This window comes from Massilia sp. DD77, from assembly GCF_036961685.1.
Lineage (GTDB): Bacteria > Pseudomonadota > Gammaproteobacteria > Burkholderiales > Burkholderiaceae_D > Telluria.
The window spans coordinates 37,166-52,284 of sequence record NZ_JBAMDH010000011.1 but is presented as its reverse complement, the minus strand read 5'-3'; the positions used below and the strand labels follow the sequence as shown (position 1 = coordinate 52,284).

Below are 15,119 nucleotides of genomic sequence, written 5' to 3'. Positions count from 1 at the left end.
ATTTTTACAAGGTATTTGGTGCGCACATCGCGCAGCGAATTATAATGCGGCAAATGGAAAACCCTACCCAATTCGTCCAGTGGCTGCGCTCAGTCGCGCCGTATATTCATGCCTTTGGCGGCAAGACCTTCGTGGTCGCCTTCCCCGGTGAACTGGTCGCCTCCGGCGCCCTGCCGGTGCTGGCGCAGGATTTGTCGCTGCTGGTCGGGCTCGGCATCCGCATCGTGCTGGTGCACGGCTCGCGGCCCCAGGTCGCCGAACAGCTCGCGCTGCGCAATGTCGAAGGCCGTTTCCACAACGGTATCCGGATTACCGACAGCGCCGCGCTCGAATGCGCGAAGGAAGCCGCCGGCGAATTGCGCCTGGATATCGAAGCCGCCTTCAGCCAGGGTTTGCCGAACACCCCGATGTCGCACGCCCAGATCAGTATCGTCTCGGGCAACTTCGTGGTCGCCCGCCCGCTCGGCGTGATCGACGGCACCGATTTCGAACTGACCGGCGTGACCCGCAAGATCCACGCCGAAAAGATCCACCCGATCCTGCAGACCGAGGACAGCCTGGTGCTGCTGTCGCCGCTGGGTTTCTCGCCCACCGGCGAGATCTTCAACCTGACGATGGAGGACGTCGCCGCCGCGGCCGCGATCGCCCTGCACGCCGACAAGCTGATCTACATCACCGAAACCCCGATGATGAAGGATGCCGGCGACGCCGAGCTGCGCGAACTGTCCTCGCACCAGGCCGAAGCGGTGCTGCAGGCGGGCTTCCTGCCGGCCGACGCGGCCTTCTACCTGCAGCATGCGATCAAGGCCTGCAACAGCGGCGTCGACCGCGCCCACATCGTGCCCTTCTCGACCGACGGCTCGGCCCTGCTCGAGGTCTTCACCCACGACGGCGTGGGCACCATGGTCAGCCACGAGAACCTGGAAAGCCTGCGCCAGGCCACAATTGAGGACGTCGGCGGAATTATCAAGCTGATCGAGCCGCTGGAAGCCGACGGCACCCTGGTCTACCGCGGCCGCGAGCTGATCGAGCGCGAGATCGACCAGTTCTCGGTGATCGACCACGACGGCGTGATCTTCGGCTGCGCCGCCCTGTACCCGTTCCCGGAATCGAAAATGGGCGAGATGGCCTGCCTGACCGTGAGCCCGGACGCCCAGACCCAGGGCGATGGCGAGCGCATCCTCAAGCACATGGAAAACCGCGCCCGTTCGGCCGGTCTGAACAAGCTGTTCGTGCTGACCACCCGCACCTCGCACTGGTTCAAGAAGCGCGGCTTCGTGCCGGCCACCGTGGACGACCTGCCGAAGGACCGCCAGCACATGTATAACTGGCAGCGCCGGTCACAGGTTCTGATCAAGTCTTTATAATGGCGGTTTGACACCGTCTCTGAATCACATCTTCGAACACAGGAGTACACGATGGCCCGCACCGTCCACTGCATCAAACTGAACAAGGAAGCCGAAGGGCTGGATTTCCCGCCGGTTCCTGGCGAAATGGGCAAGAAGCTCTACCAGTCCGTTTCGAAGGAAGCCTGGCAGGCGTGGCTGAAGCACCAGACCATGCTGATCAACGAGAATCGCCTGAACCTGGCGGACGACCGCGCGCGCAAGTACCTGGCGACGCAGATGGAGCGTCATTTCTTTGGTGAAGGCGCGGATCAGGCGGTGGGTTACGTGCCGCCGACGGCATAAGCCTCAGTTAGCGGCAGGTTAAGGGACTTGGGTCCCCGCCTTCGCGGGGACCCAAGTTTTTCAGCAAACTTGTAACGCTGCCGAAGCAACTAAGGGCTCACATCTTCCTGCACTGGCGCAACTCACACCGCGCCATGAACACCTTCCCATCCTCGCAGCGCATCCGGTACACCTCGATCGGCCCCGCCTCCGTCACGAGCCCGGCACCCTGCCCGCTCGTACACCCCTGCTCGCGCGCCAGCTTCTCGACCGTCGCGGAAGAAACGCCAGTACGGAACGGCACCCGCTCGATCGGCGCGCCGTTCGCGTCGACCAGCTGCGGCGCCGCCGGTGTCGCGGCGGCCACCGGCGCCGGCGTCTCCATCTTGCTCTTGAACATGGAACAACCGCCCAGCAGGACGGCCACCAGCAGCAGCGCGCGTTTCATGGACAGTCCTCGTTGCGTTTAGAACGACAGGGTCTTGACGCCTTCCGCCATGCCCAGCAGGCAGACATCGGCGCCGCGCTGCGCGAACAGGCCGACAGCGATCACGCCGACGATCTGGTTGATCTGGTTCTCCAGCGCCACCGGATCGGTGATCGCCAGGCCGGCCACGTCGATGATCTCGCCGCCATTGTCGGTAATGAAGGCGTCGTCGCTGCCCGCCTTGGTGCGCAGGCGCGGCTGGCCGCCCAGGGCTGCCAGCTTGCGCATCACGGCCGCGCGCGCCATCGGGATGACTTCGACCGGCAGCGGGAACTTGCCCATGGTCTCGACCAGCTTCGAGCCGTCGGCGATGCAGACGAACTTCTGAGAAATCGAGGCCACGATCTTCTCGCGGGTCAGTGCCGCGCCGCCACCCTTGATCATCGCACCGGCCGCGTCGATCTCGTCCGCGCCGTCGATGTAGACGGCGATGGACTCGACCTCGTTCATGTCGAACACGGGAATGCCGTGGCCGCGCAGGCGCGCCGCGGTGCCTTCCGACGAGGCCACGGTGCCCTTGATGCGGTCCTTGATCTTGGCCAGTTCGTCGATGAAGAAGTTGGCGGTCGAGCCAGTGCCGACGCCGATGATTTCGCCGTCGACCACGTAATCGATGGCGGCGCGCGCCACTGCCTGCTTGAGTTCGTCTTGAGTCATGATGCTCTGTTGGTAGAAGAAGAATCCGCCATTTTAAAGGATTCGTATCGCATTCCGTGCAAAACCACCCACGCGCCAACGAGTGCAGCAGACGAATTTCCAAGCAGAAATAATTGTTAATGTCGAAAAACTTTACATTGGCGTATTGAGCTAGCTCAGCATTTCGCCCCAAGGTATTGTTTGCATTGGAAAATTTCTATCTGGCATCCTAATTGCTTTGAGACTAGAAACATTTCTTAAAGGCAGACCATGAAATTCGCAGCACGCTCTATCCTGACCACCATCGCCGGCATCGGCGCCGCCCTCGTCTCAAGCGCCGCCAGTGCCGGCTATATCGGCAATCAGGTGACCATGAACTTCACCGCCATCGACGCAACTTCGGCGATCAGCTTCTCCGTGCCGCAGACCGTCGGCAGCGGCGTCGAGTTCACCGGCCAGAGCACCGATGTCTTTGGCCAGGTCTGGACCGTCAGCGTCGACGTGTTCGACACCGGCGTCATCGTCAAGACGGACGCCGGCAGCTATGGCAATATCAGCAGCTACGACAACCGCTTCCTCCTGGACCTCAGCTTCAACGGCGCTCCGGTGTCGGCCATGGAACTGACGGATTTCTCGATCGTTGCGCCGTTCGGCAACGCCCTGACCAGCATCACCCCGGGTGAAGGCAACATCCGCTTCGGTTTCAATGCCATGTACTCGACGGCGACCTACACCTTCGAAAACATCGCGGCTACCCAGGTGCCGGAACCGGGCAGCGTCGCGCTGCTGGGCCTGGGCCTCGCCGGCCTTGGCGCCCTGCGCCGCAAGCGCCGCTGATCGACGCCAGTCAGTTCCAGCGTAGGAGCCGGCGCAGCGTGCCGCGATGCAGGCTCGCCCGGCTCGACGGATCGGCCAGGAACAAGGCCAACACCTTTTCATACAGTCCCAGGCTGGCGCGATACTGGTGCTGGCGCATCGCCTCCGGCTTGCCTAGGTGCTTCAGCACGAAGTAATCCGCCAGCAAATCGCCCTGCGCTTCCATGTTGTAGTCCGCCAGGCTCGCGCCTTCGCGCAGGGTGTAGTCGTAGGACAGCCCGATCCGGAAGGCCCCGCGCAGCCGCACCGGATAGCCCAGCTGGTGCTGCCACACATGCACCATCTCGTGCATGAACCAGTGGATCGCGCCCGGATCGCCGCGCGTGTAGTCGGGAAGAAAGCAGGAGTGGTGGAAGTACAGGCTGCCGTTCGGCGTCATGCAGCAGTTCCTGGGCTGGAACGGCAAATACCGCCGGTTGTGCACGCGCACCCGGCGGTAGTCGATGGCGTTGCGGAACAGCAGCGACGCCATCTCGATCTCGCCCGCGCTCAGCGGGCGCGCGAGCGTCGGCATGCGGATCCGCTTACTGCTGCGGACGCAGTGCCGCGGCCGCCTTGGCCAATTCGGTGATCTGGTCCCACTGGCCGGCGTTCATCAAGTCCTTCGGGGTCAGCCAGGAACCGCCCACGCAGGCCACGTTCTTGCAGGCCAGGAACTTGGGCGCCGTCTCGATCGAGATGCCGCCGGTCGGGCAGAAGGTGATGTCCGGCAGTGGGCCGCCGATCGCATTCAGCATGCCCACGCCGCCCGCTGGCACCGCCGGGAACAGCTTGAGCTGGCGGAAGCCCGCCTCGCGCGCCGCCATCACTTCCGAAGGCGTCATCACACCCGGCAGCAGCGGCAGGCCGCTGGTCCTGGCCGCCTCGATCAAGGCCGGGGTCAGGCCCGGCGACACGCCGAACACGGCGCCGGCGTCGCGCGCGGCGGCGAATTCTTCCGGCTGGGTCAGGGTGCCGACGCCGACGATAGCGCCTTCGACCGCGCTCATGTCGCGGATCGCCTTCAGGCCGTGCTGGGTGCGCAAGGTCACTTCGAGCACGCGGATGCCGCCGGCGACCAGCGCCTTGGCCAGGGGTACGGCGTGGTCCGGATCGTCGATGGCGATCACCGGGATGACGCTCGCCGAGCGCATGATGTCAAGTAAGGTCATTTCTGCGTCCTAAAGAGAAAGTCTTCGTCGGAACCCGGCATGATCTCGCCGGCGTCGACGCCTTCATGCAGGGGTACGGTGGTGGGAATCGGCGAGGGCAGCGGGAAGGTGGCCGCGCCCTCTTCCGCCGCGCTGATGGCGTTGCGGAACACGGCGAACAGCTCGCGGCCCATGCCGATGTGGCTCTTCGACAGGTCGGCATGCGCCATCTTGCGCGCGGCCCAGACGTCGCTCGGCACCAGGGCGTCGAGCGTGCCGGCGGTGGCGTCGACGCGGATCATGTCGCCGTCGCGCACCAGGCCCAGCGGGCCGCCGGCCAGGATCTCGGGTGAGACGTGGATCGCCGCCGGCACCTTGCCGGACGCGCCCGACATGCGGCCGTCGGTCACCATCGCCACGTGGAAGCCGGCGTCCTGCAGGTTCGCCAGCGCCGGGGTCAGCGCGTGCAGTTCCGGCATGCCGTTGGCGCGCGGGCCCTGGAAGCGGATCACGGCCACGAAGTCGCGGTTCAGCTTGCCCGCCTGGTAGGCGTGCATGAAATCGTCCTGCGAGTCGAAGGTCAGGGCCGGGGCCTCGACCACGTGGTACTCGGCCTTGACCGCCGAGATCTTCATCACCGCGCGGCCCAGGTTGCCCTGCACCAGCACCATGCCGCCGTTGTTGCTGAACGGGTTGGAGGCCGGGCGCAGCACGGCTTCGTCGCCGCTGTTCTGCGGCAGGTCGCGCCAGACGGCCTTGCCGTCCTCGCCCAGGAAGGGCTCTTTGCAATGGGCGCGCAGGCCATGGCCCAGGATGGTGTTGACGTCCTCGTGCGCCAGGCCGGCGTCGAGCAGTTCGCGGATCACGAAGCCCGGGCCGCCGGCGGCCTGGAAGTGGTTCACGTCGGCTTCGCCGTTCGGATAGATGCGGGTGAGCGAAGGCACCACCTTCGACAGCTCGTCGAAGTCGTTCCAGTCGACCACGATGCCGGCGGCGCGCGCGATCGCGATGATGTGCAGGGTGTGGTTGGTCGAGCCGCCGGTCGCGTGCAGCGCGACGATGGCGTTGACGATGCTCTTCTCGTCGACGATGCGGCCGATCGGCATGTAGTTGCCACCCTGCTGGGAGATCGCCACCGCGTGCTGTGATGCGGCCGCGGTGAGCGCGTCGCGCAGCGGGGTGCCCGGGGTGATGAAGGCGGCGCCCGGCATGTGCAGGCCCATCATTTCCATCAGCATCTGGTTGCTGTTGGCGGTGCCGTAGAAGGTACAGGTGCCGGCGCCGTGATAGGAGGCGGATTCGCCTTCCAGCAGCTCCTCGCGGGTGGCCTCACCCTTCGCGTAGCGCTGGCGGATGGCTGCCTTTTCCTTGTTCGAGATACCGGTGGTCATCGGACCGCCCGGCACGAAGATGCCCGGGATATGGCCGAAGTGCAGCGCGCCGATGAGCAGGCCCGGCACGATCTTGTCGCAGATGCCCAGGTAGAGGGCGGCGTCGAACATATTGTGCGACATGCCCACGGCGGTGGCCATGGCGATGGCGTCGCGCGAGAACAGCGACAGTTCCATGCCCGGCTGGCCCTGGGTCACGCCGTCGCACATGGCCGGCACGCCGCTGGCGAACTGGGCCACGGCGCCGACTTCGCGCACGGCTTCCTTGATCACTTTCGGGAAATACTCGAAAGGCTGGTGCGCCGACAGCATGTCGTTGTAGGACGAGACGATCGCCACCGAGGGCTGCTTGTATTCGCGCAGCTTGAGCTTGTCGTTGGCCGGGAAGGCGGCGAAGCCGTGCGCCAGGTTGGTGCACGACAGCGAACCGCGCTGCACGCCCTGCACGCGCGCGGCTTCGAGGTGCGCCAGGTAGGCCGCGCGCGACGACTTGCTGCGCTGGATGATGCGATTGGTAACCTGTTCAACTACAGGGTGGAGCGCCATGTTCGTTCCTTCCAAAATTTTGTACCTGAAATTTTACTACAGAATCATGCCATGCGCTTGCCACCCGCCTTTACCCCTTTTGACGGGGTGACCTGATCGGTCCGATTGCCGGACCGCGGAGACAATGAGAGAACGCGCACGAACTTTTATGTAGTGAATTTACGAGCGCTTCCCTGTATTATTCGCCTATCTATCATGACAATAGTGCCACGCACCTCGATCCCATGCGCCAGCCTCCCCTGACCAGCACCGCCGCCTTCCAAGCCCTCGATCAACATGCAGAAGATGCCGAACTGTGGCAGATGCGCGAGCTGTTCGCGGCCGACCCGCAGCGCTTCGAGCGCCTGTCGGTCGAGGCTGCGGACCTGTTCCTAGACTATTCAAAAAATCGCCTCGACGGGCGCACGCTTGAACTGCTGGTCCAGCTGGCGAAAGAGCGCGGCGTGGAGGCGCGCCGCGACGCCATGTTCGCGGGCGAACGCATCAACAATACCGAGAATCGCGCGGTCCTGCACACCGCCCTGCGCGCCCCGCGCGACGCCGCGTTGACGGTCGACGGCCAGGACGTTCCGGCCGACGTGCACGCCGTGCTCGGCCGCATCAAGACCTTCAGCGACGCCGTGCGCAGCGGCGAATGGAAGGGCCACACCGGCAAGCCGATCACCGACATCGTCAACATCGGCATCGGCGGCTCGGACCTGGGCCCCAAGATGGTCGTGCTGGCCCTGCGCCACTACGCCCACCCGCGCCTGCGCATGCACTTCGTGTCGAACGTCGATGGCCACGACATGGATGCGGCCCTCGGCCAGGTCGATCCGGAAACCACCCTGTTCATCGTCGCCTCCAAGACCTTCACCACGGCCGAGACCATGATGAACGCGCAGACCGCGCGCAGCTGGTTCCTGACCCATGCCACCGAAGAAGCGCTGGCCAAACACTTCGTGGCGGTGTCGACAAATACCGAGGCCATCAAGACCTTCGGCATCGACCCGGCCAACATGTTCCCGTTCTGGGACTGGGTCGGCGGCCGCTATTCGGTGTGGTCGGCGATCGGCCTGCCGGTGGCGCTGGCGGTCGGCTTCGGCTACTTCCGCGACTTCCTGGCCGGCGCGCATGCGATGGACCAGCACTTCCGCACTGCCCCGCTCGAACAGAACATGCCGGCGATCCTGGCCCTGGTGGGCTTCTGGAATCGCCAGTTCCTGGGCTGCCCGTCGGTGAGCATCGCGCCCTACCACCAGGACCTGAACCGCTTCCCGGCCTACCTGCAGCAGCTCGACATGGAAAGCAACGGCAAGCGCGTCACCCGCGACGGCGAGCCGGTCGACACCGCCACCTGCCCGGCGATCTGGGGCGAATGCGGCACCAACGGCCAGCACGCCTATTTCCAGCTGCTGCACCAAGGTACCGACCTGACCCCGATCGACTTCATCGCCGCCCTGCGCCCGGCGCACGAGATGGAACATCACCACACCGCCCTGCTGGCCAACTGCTTCGCCCAGTCGGAAGCCTTCATGAAAGGCAAGACCGCCGAGGAGGTGCGCGCCGACCTGCAGCAGCAGGGCCTGCCTGCGGAGGAAGTCGAGCGCCTGGTGCCGCACAAGACCTTCCCGGGCAACCGCCCGAGCAACACCATCCTGATGGAGCGCCTGACCCCATCCACCCTGGGCGCACTGATCGCGCTCTACGAGCACAAGACCTTCGTGCAGGGCGTGATCTGGGATGTCAACAGTTTCGACCAGTGGGGCGTTGAACTGGGTAAGGTACTCGCCAAGAAGATCGAAGCCGAACTGGCGGGCGAGCCGCAGCCGGCCCAGCATGACGGTTCGACCAATGGCCTGATCGCACGCGCCCGGGCCGCCGTCTGAGCGCCTAACTTATTAAAAGCGAAGAACATGGCAACGGAAAAATTCGACGTGCTCCACGACACGCCCATGCTCGTGGGCGAATCGGCGATCTGGCACGAGGTCGAGTCGGCCCTGTACTGGGTCGACATCAATGGATTGAGCGTCCATCGCGTGCATCCGGCGAGCGGCAAGTATTCATCCTGGAAGATGGGCTCGGAACCGTCGGCGCTGGCGATCGACGGCGACAACAACCTGGTCGTGGCCACGCGCCGCGGGCTGCTGCACCTGAATACCACGGACGGCTCCGAGACGCCGATCGCGGACGCGCCCTACGACGTGTCGAAGGTGCGCTTCAACGACGGCCGCGTGGACCCCGCAGGCCGCTTCTGGATCGGCACCATGTACGAACCGCGCGACCAGCCGGCCGCCGAGATGTACGTGCTCGACCATGGCCAGCTGCGCCGCGCCTGGTCCGGCGGCATGACCAACTCGAACGGCCTGGCCTGGAGCCTGGACGGGCGCACGATGTTCCATGCCGATACGACGACGCACCGCATCGATTGCTACGACTACGACCTGGCGACCGGGACCCAGAGCAAGCAGCGCACCTTGCTCACCTTCCCGACCGACAAGTCGGCGCCGGGCTATGGCGGGCGCCCGGATGGGGCGACGGTCGACAGCGAAGGCGCCTACTGGGTGGCCATGTTCGAAGGCGGACGCGTGCTGCGCATTTCGCCCTCGGGCGAGATCCTGCGCGAGATCATCGTCCCGGCGCGCTGCCCGACCTCGATCGCGTTTGGCGGGGTGGATCTGCGGACCATGTATATCACCACGGCCAGCCATGGGCGGTCGGCGCAGGAGCTGGCGGAGTATCCGCTGAGCGGAAAGGTGCTGTGCACGCGGGTGGATGTGGCGGGGCGCGAGGAGCCGGAGTATCGCGGCTGAGCTCCGGAACGGCGCTGGAATAGCGCTCGGACAGCTCGTATCGCCTCTCCCCGCCACCATCCTTAAGACCGTCATCCCGGCGCAGGCCCACTGCTGTCCGGGATAAGCGATACCTCTGCCTTTGCAGAGGGTTTGTAGCAGAATTAGCAATATTTGTGCTGCCAGGAGCAAATTTTAACCGTTAGCTCGTCATTCCCGCGAAGGCGGGAACCCAAGTTCGTTGCAGACTGTTAACGTTTGTTGTGGCTACTCACGCAAACTTGGGTCCCCGCCTTCGCGGGGATGACGATTTTCAGCTAGGTGAAATTATCCCGGACAGCAGTGGGCGCAGGCCGGGATCCAAGTTCTGTGCGTAGCCGTGAACGTCAAACGCAAGGGGCCTGCATACAAACTTGGATCCCGGCCTTCGCCGGGATGACGGTTTTAGGGCTCATGATTCGTGTAGCGCTATCAATGCGCGAGCGGTCTCTGTCCCTTCGCCGCGCCCCTCCCTTCTCACTTATGGCACCATCATTCGCCATCCTCCCATAGCGGTTTCGTAGTAAATTTTCTTGCAAATCGAATATTTGTGTAGTAAATTTACATTACGCTTTCCCCCATCTTTTTGCACAGACTCCGACCATGGCCCTTTCCGATTTCGATCTCGTTTTCTTTGGCGGCAGCGGCGACCTTGCGATGCGCAAGCTGCTCCCCGCGATGTACGCGCGCGATGTCTGCAATGACCTCCCAGGCAGCGCCCGCATCATCTGCGTCGGCCGCGACGACATGGCCCAGGACGCCTTCCTGCAATTCGTCGAAGAGAACTCGAAACCGCATATCAAGGAAGCCCCGAGCCAGGAGAACTGGGCGCGCTTCCTCAAGCGCATCACCTACGTGGCCCTGAACGCCACCGACGTGTCCACCTACGGCCCGCTGGTCGAGGCCCTGCGCAAGGACGATTCCCTCACCCGCGTCTACTACCTGGCCACCCCGCCCCACCTGTTCGCCACCATCTGCGACAACCTGGCCGCCACCAGCCTGGCCACGCCGAACTCGCGCGTGGTGCTGGAAAAACCGCTGGGCCGCGACCTGGCCTCGGCCAAGCAGATCAACCTCGACGTCGGCAAGGTGTTCGCCGAATCGCAGATCTACCGGATCGACCACTACCTGGGCAAGGAAACGGTGCAGAACCTGCTGGCCCTGCGCTTCGGAAACATCCTGTTCGAGCCGCTGTGGCGCCGCGAATGGATCTCCGACGTGCAGATCACCATCGCCGAGAAGATCGGCGTCGGCAACCGCCTGGGCTACTACGACACCTCGGGCGCGCTGCGCGACATGCTGCAGAACCACCTGCTGCAGCTGCTGTGCATCGTGGCCATGGAGCCGCCGACCTCGATCGCGCCGGACGCCGTGCGCGACGCCAAGCTGCAGGTGCTGCGCTCGCTCAAGCGCTTCACGCCGACCACACTTGCCCAGAACATCGTGCGCGGCCAGTACCGCGCCGGCCATATCGACGGCCAGGCCGTGCCGGGCTACCGCGACGAGCCGGAGGCGCCCAAGCAGTCGCGCACCGAGACTTTCGTGGCCATGAAGGCCGAGATCGATACCTGGCGCTGGGCCGGCGTGCCCTTCTACCTACGTACCGGCAAGCGCATGGCCGACCGCCTGGCCGAGATCGTGGTGCGCTTCAAGCAGATTCCGCATTCGATCTTCAACCAGCCGACCTCGAGCTTCCAGCCCAACAGCCTGGTGATCCGCCTGCAGCCGGACGAAGGCCTGTCGATGAACCTGATGGCCAAGACCCCGGGCGACTCGATGCGCCTGAAGCAGGCCGAGCTCGAACTCGACTTCCGCGAGCAGTTCACCAGCCCGCGCATGGAAGCCTACGAGCGCCTGCTGCTCGACGTGCTGCGCGGCCAGCTGACCCTGTTCATGCGCGGCGACGAGCTGGAAGCGGCCTGGGAATGGGTTGAGCCCATCCTGGACCACTGGGAAGAAGACGACAGCGCGCCGGCGCCCTACACCTCCGGCACCTGGGGCCCCGCCGCCTCGAGCGCCCTGATCGGCCGCGACGGCCTGCAGTGGCGCGAAGAAGTCCTGCCCGAAGACTGAGGTCCATCATGCTGCTCGACTCGATCCGCACCCAGCTCGATTCGCTCTCCAAGTCGGAGCGCAAGGTGGCGCTCGCGGTGCTCGCCGCCCCGTCCGCGACGGTCAGCCAGAACATCACGGCGCTGGCCAAGAGCGCGCAAGTGTCCGAGCCGACCGTGGTGCGCTTCTGCCGCACGCTCGGCTACGAAGGCTGGCACGAGTTCAAGCTCAAGCTGGCGCAAGGCCTGGCCCTGGCCCTGCCGGGCGCCAACGAGCAGCCGACCCAGGACGACCTGGCGGCGGACCTGATCAACAAGATCTGCAGCCGCTCCATCAACACCCTGCTCGACCTGCGCAACAACCTCAAGCCGGAACTGATCCAGAAGGCGCTCGACATCTTGTCGCGGGCCAACAAGATCGAGTTCTATGGCCAGGGGACCTCCGGCTTCGTGGCGGCGGATGCGCAGCACAAGTTCTTCCGCTCGGGCGTGCCGACCGTGTCCTATACGGATCCGGCCATCCACTCCATCGCGGCGGCCCTGCTGCGCGAGGGCGACGCGGTGGTGGCGATCTCGCAGCGCGGGAACAACCCGGCGCTGACCCGCTCGGCCAAGCTGGCGCGCCAGGGCGGCGCGGAAGTGATCGTGCTGGCGCCGTCCGGGACGCCGCTGGCGGAGATGGCGACGCTCTTCATTCCCATCGACCTGGTGTTTGCCATCGACCCGTATACGCCGATTTCGGCGCGGCTGGCTTATCTGGTTGTCATCGATGTGCTGGCCGTGGGGCTGGCGCTGCGGCGGGGGCCGGAATTCCGCAAGAAGATGCAGAATGCGCAGAAGGCGCTGCAGGAGTTTGATATGCAGTTTGATTCGTTTATTGGCTAACGCTGCTCATCGAAACTGAGGTTCCCGCCTTCGCGGGAATGACGGTTTTAAGGGTAGCGAATCAAGCGCAGCCAACTTTTGACACGCACCCTTCATCCGTCATCCCCGCGCAGGCGGGGACCCAAGTTCGCCGGCGTACCATCTCAGCCAACTTGCAGCACAGGTGTAAAATACCGGGTTTCGACAGTCCATCGCCTCCCGCCATGCACATCAACCCCGAACGCAGCACCCGCCCCGACTACGACCTGCTGGTCCGCCAGGTCACCAGCGTCCTCGAAGGCGAACGCGACCTGACCGCGAACGCCGCGCAATTCTCCGCCCTGGTATACGATACCCTCGCCGACCTGAACTGGGCCGGTTTCTACCTGGCCGTGCCCGCGAAAAAAGGCGACGGCCAGGACCTGCTGGTCGGCCCCTTCCAGGGCAAGCCCGCCTGCGCCCGCATTCCCTTCGGCCGCGGCGTGTGCGGCGCGACGGCTGTCGAGCGCAAGACCATCGTGGTGCCGGACGTGCACGCGTTTCCGGGGCATATCGCCTGCGATTCGGCGTCGGCGTCGGAGATCGTGATTCCGCTGATCAAGGGCGACAAGCTGATTGGCGTGTTCGATATCGATAGCCCCAAGGTGGATCGCTTCTCGGAAGAGGATCGCGTTGGGCTAGAGCGGATGGTGGCGGCCTTCCTTGAGGGGACGGATTGCTGATACGTTGTCGGTTTGCCAGCAAACTTTGGTTCCCGCCTTCGCGGGAATGACGACTCTTGGAGAGCGGGCTCGCGGAAAAACCGAGGGCCGTAGCATGTGAAACGTCATTCCCGCCACTGGCGGCAATGACTCCCCGCGCAGGCGGGGACCCAAGTTCCCCAACCGACGCCCCCGCATTAAAATACAAGCTACACCTCACCCAACACCGAGACCCACCATGAACCAACTCGAACAGCTCAAGCAATATACCACCGTGGTCGCCGACACCGGCGACTTCCAGTCGATCAAGGCCTACGCCCCGCAGGACGCGACCACCAACCCGTCGCTGATCCTGAAGGCCGTGCAAAAGCCGGAATACCGCCCGCTGCTGGAAAAGGCCATCGCCGACGCGCCGCACGCGGAGATCGACGAAATCGTCGACAACCTCCTGATCGGTTTCGGCGTCGAGATCCTGAAGTACGTGCCGGGCCGCGTCTCGACCGAGATCGATGCCGCCCTGTCCTTCGACACGGAAGCCACCGTCGCCAAGGGCCGCGAGCTGATCGCGCTGTACGAGAAGGCCGGCGTGTCGCGCGAGCGCGTCCTGATCAAGATCGCCTCGACCTGGGAAGGCATCCGCGCCGCCGAGATCCTGGAGAAGGAGGGCATCCACTGCAACCTGACCCTGCTGTTCTCGCTGTGCCAGGCCGTGGCCTGCGCCGAAGCGGGCGTGCAGCTGATCTCGCCCTTCGTCGGCCGCATCTACGACTGGTACAAGAAGTCGACCGGCACTGACTACACCGGCGCCGACGATCCGGGTGTGCAGTCGGTCAAGCGCATCTACCAGTACTACCAGAAGTTCGGCTACAAGACCGAAGTCATGGGCGCGAGCTTCCGCAACACCTCGCAGATCCTGGAATTGGCCGGCTGCGACCTGCTGACCATCTCGCCGGACCTGCTGCAAAAGCTGGCCGACAGCGATGCGCCGGTCGAGCGCAAGCTGACCCATGACGCGAACGCCGACATCGCCAAGATCGACATCGACGAGAAGACCTTCCGCTTCATGCTGAACGAAGACGCGATGGGCACCGAGAAGCTGGCCGAAGGCATCCGCGCCTTCGTGGCGGATTCGATCAAGCTGAAGAAGATGATTGCCGAGATGCGTTAAACGTCACGCTGCGCGCACATGAGAACGCCGCCTTCGGGCGGCGTTGTTGTTTGTAGGGTTGGCGGCGCTGCCGCCGCCCCTAGGTCAGCAGGCCTTCAAACCCGCCAGGTAGGTATCCACCACATGCCCGCCCAGCGCCATCAGGTCGAAGCTGGTCGGCTCGAAGATCCAGTTGCGGATCAAGCCATCGATCATGATCCACCCGCCCATCGCCGCCTCGTGCGTGCCGACCTCGGGCCGCAGCATGCCCTTGCCCTTGGCCTGCTTCAGGTGGCCTTCCATCTTTTCCTTCCACATCCCGATCGACTCCCGGCGGCGCGCGCGCACCGAGTCCACCTCGTCCACGAACTCGGTCTTCAGGGTCGCGATCTCGAACACGCGGCGGGCCTTCTCGTCCTCGGCGACGATGCGCAGCACCGTCATCATCTCGTCGCGCAGGCACTGCAGCGGATCATCGAGCTCGCGCTGCTCCAGCACCTGCATCGCCTCGTCGATGGGGAACTTGGCGCGGTCCATCATGGCGTTGAACAAGGCGCCCTTGTCCAGGAAATGCCAATAGATGGCGCCGCGCGTCACCCCTGCGGCGCTTGCGATATGCTGCAGCGTTGTCCTGGACACGCCTTGTTTCGCGAACAATATTTCTGCTGCGTCTAGAATACTGTCGCGGGTCGCGGCCGCTTCTTCCTTGGTACGACGGGCCATTTTTGAACGCCTATACGAAAAATCGGGATGCCGAAAACAACTTACATACAATCGTGATAGTATATAAAACTAACTGCAAAAGCCAGC

At 64.3% G+C, this 15,119-nt stretch carries 15 protein-coding genes; 9 read left to right on the top strand and 6 right to left on the bottom strand.

The genetic code is table 11. From position 1 onward, the window contains the following. Window positions 1-53: 53 nt before the first annotated feature. Together argA and V7778_RS08215 are read left to right on the top strand one after the other, a co-directional pair. On the top strand, window positions 54-1,367 hold the full coding sequence (gene argA, locus V7778_RS08220; protein WP_335553667.1) for an amino-acid N-acetyltransferase: 1,314 nt from the start codon (window positions 54-56) through the stop codon (window positions 1,365-1,367). 51 nt (window positions 1,368-1,418) lie between these two features. Continuing rightward, window positions 1,419-1,691, top strand: coding sequence for an oxidative damage protection protein (locus V7778_RS08215; protein WP_335553664.1), 273 nt, complete (start codon window positions 1,419-1,421; stop codon window positions 1,689-1,691). Between the two features lie 97 nt (window positions 1,692-1,788). Here V7778_RS08215 and V7778_RS08210 read toward each other — a convergent pair whose 3' ends face one another. Both V7778_RS08210 and rpiA read right to left on the bottom strand, forming a co-directional pair. After that, window positions 1,789-2,118: a hypothetical protein gene (locus V7778_RS08210; protein WP_335553661.1), complete on the bottom strand. Its 330-nt coding sequence runs from the start codon at window positions 2,116-2,118 to the stop codon at window positions 1,789-1,791. Window positions 2,119-2,136: 18 nt separating this feature from the next. Beyond that, a complete protein-coding gene (gene rpiA, locus V7778_RS08205) occupies window positions 2,137-2,814 on the bottom strand; it encodes a ribose-5-phosphate isomerase RpiA (protein WP_335553658.1) in 678 nt (225 codons plus the stop codon). Between the two features lie 249 nt (window positions 2,815-3,063). On the opposite strand from rpiA, the gene V7778_RS08200 reads away from it, so the two are divergent. After that, window positions 3,064-3,630 carry a PEP-CTERM sorting domain-containing protein gene (locus V7778_RS08200; RefSeq protein WP_335553656.1) on the top strand — a complete coding sequence of 189 codons (567 nt, stop codon included), beginning with the start codon at window positions 3,064-3,066 and terminating at the stop codon, window positions 3,628-3,630. Window positions 3,631-3,640: 10 nt separating this feature from the next. Here the strand turns inward: V7778_RS08200 and V7778_RS08195 are convergent, their stop codons facing one another. The 3 genes from V7778_RS08195 to edd are packed head-to-tail and all read right to left on the bottom strand — an operon-like array spanning window position 3,641 to window position 6,736. Then, window positions 3,641-4,183 carry a Rhs element Vgr protein gene (locus V7778_RS08195; RefSeq protein ID WP_335553653.1) on the bottom strand — a complete coding sequence of 181 codons (543 nt, stop codon included), beginning with the start codon at window positions 4,181-4,183 and terminating at the stop codon, window positions 3,641-3,643. A 10-nt stretch (window positions 4,184-4,193) separates the two neighbouring features. After that, window positions 4,194-4,820, bottom strand: a complete 627-nt coding sequence (gene eda, locus V7778_RS08190; RefSeq protein WP_335553649.1) for a bifunctional 4-hydroxy-2-oxoglutarate aldolase/2-dehydro-3-deoxy-phosphogluconate aldolase — start codon at window positions 4,818-4,820, stop codon at window positions 4,194-4,196. Then, entirely contained in the window at window positions 4,817-6,736 is a 1,920-nt protein-coding gene (edd, locus tag V7778_RS08185; RefSeq protein ID WP_335553646.1) for a phosphogluconate dehydratase, read from the bottom strand. Before edd ends, eda begins: the two co-directional genes overlap by 4 nt. 224 nt (window positions 6,737-6,960) lie before the next feature. On the opposite strand from edd, the gene pgi reads away from it, so the two are divergent. The 6 genes from pgi (at window position 6,961) to tal (ending at window position 14,330) form a co-directional block, all read left to right on the top strand. Beyond that, the gene (gene pgi / locus V7778_RS08180) at window positions 6,961-8,604 is read left to right on the top strand and encodes a glucose-6-phosphate isomerase (protein WP_335553643.1); all 1,644 of its coding nucleotides are present in this window, start codon (window positions 6,961-6,963) and stop codon (window positions 8,602-8,604) included. Between the two features lie 27 nt (window positions 8,605-8,631). Beyond that, entirely contained in the window at window positions 8,632-9,528 is an 897-nt protein-coding gene (locus tag V7778_RS08175; protein ID WP_335553641.1) for an SMP-30/gluconolactonase/LRE family protein, read from the top strand. Between the two features lie 621 nt (window positions 9,529-10,149). After that, on the top strand, window positions 10,150-11,619 hold the full coding sequence (gene zwf / locus V7778_RS08170; protein WP_335553639.1) for a glucose-6-phosphate dehydrogenase: 1,470 nt from the start codon (window positions 10,150-10,152) through the stop codon (window positions 11,617-11,619). Window positions 11,620-11,627: 8 nt separating this feature from the next. Further along, window positions 11,628-12,482 carry an SIS domain-containing protein gene (locus tag V7778_RS08165; RefSeq protein ID WP_335553636.1) on the top strand — a complete coding sequence of 285 codons (855 nt, stop codon included), beginning with the start codon at window positions 11,628-11,630 and terminating at the stop codon, window positions 12,480-12,482. A 203-nt stretch (window positions 12,483-12,685) separates the two neighbouring features. Beyond that, complete coding sequence (locus V7778_RS08160) at window positions 12,686-13,183, top strand: GAF domain-containing protein (protein WP_335553633.1); 498 nt, start codon at window positions 12,686-12,688, stop codon at window positions 13,181-13,183. 217 nt (window positions 13,184-13,400) lie between these two features. Next, complete coding sequence (tal, locus tag V7778_RS08155) at window positions 13,401-14,330, top strand: transaldolase (RefSeq protein WP_335553631.1); 930 nt, start codon at window positions 13,401-13,403, stop codon at window positions 14,328-14,330. 84 nt (window positions 14,331-14,414) lie between these two features. On the opposite strand, the gene V7778_RS08150 is transcribed toward tal, so the two are convergent. Further along, window positions 14,415-15,032, bottom strand: coding sequence for a TetR family transcriptional regulator (locus V7778_RS08150; protein WP_335553628.1), 618 nt, complete (start codon window positions 15,030-15,032; stop codon window positions 14,415-14,417). Window positions 15,033-15,119: the final 87 nt, after the last annotated feature.

Coding starts and splice junctions, on each gene's coding strand:
- pgi (WP_335553643.1), top strand. CDS start 6,961: ATGCGCCAGCCTCCCCTGACCAGCACCGCCGCCTTCCAAGCCCTCGAT.
- rpiA (WP_335553658.1), bottom strand. CDS start 2,814: ATGACTCAAGACGAACTCAAGCAGGCAGTGGCGCGCGCCGCCATCGAT.
- zwf (WP_335553639.1), top strand. CDS start 10,150: ATGGCCCTTTCCGATTTCGATCTCGTTTTCTTTGGCGGCAGCGGCGAC.
- V7778_RS08165 (WP_335553636.1), top strand. CDS start 11,628: ATGCTGCTCGACTCGATCCGCACCCAGCTCGATTCGCTCTCCAAGTCG.
- V7778_RS08160 (WP_335553633.1), top strand. CDS start 12,686: ATGCACATCAACCCCGAACGCAGCACCCGCCCCGACTACGACCTGCTG.
- V7778_RS08215 (WP_335553664.1), top strand. CDS start 1,419: ATGGCCCGCACCGTCCACTGCATCAAACTGAACAAGGAAGCCGAAGGG.
- eda (WP_335553649.1), bottom strand. CDS start 4,820: ATGACCTTACTTGACATCATGCGCTCGGCGAGCGTCATCCCGGTGATC.
- V7778_RS08210 (WP_335553661.1), bottom strand. CDS start 2,118: ATGAAACGCGCGCTGCTGCTGGTGGCCGTCCTGCTGGGCGGTTGTTCC.
- V7778_RS08175 (WP_335553641.1), top strand. CDS start 8,632: ATGGCAACGGAAAAATTCGACGTGCTCCACGACACGCCCATGCTCGTG.
- edd (WP_335553646.1), bottom strand. CDS start 6,736: ATGGCGCTCCACCCTGTAGTTGAACAGGTTACCAATCGCATCATCCAG.
- V7778_RS08195 (WP_335553653.1), bottom strand. CDS start 4,183: ATGCCGACGCTCGCGCGCCCGCTGAGCGCGGGCGAGATCGAGATGGCG.
- V7778_RS08150 (WP_335553628.1), bottom strand. CDS start 15,032: ATGGCCCGTCGTACCAAGGAAGAAGCGGCCGCGACCCGCGACAGTATT.
- tal (WP_335553631.1), top strand. CDS start 13,401: ATGAACCAACTCGAACAGCTCAAGCAATATACCACCGTGGTCGCCGAC.
- argA (WP_335553667.1), top strand. CDS start 54: ATGGAAAACCCTACCCAATTCGTCCAGTGGCTGCGCTCAGTCGCGCCG.
- V7778_RS08200 (WP_335553656.1), top strand. CDS start 3,064: ATGAAATTCGCAGCACGCTCTATCCTGACCACCATCGCCGGCATCGGC.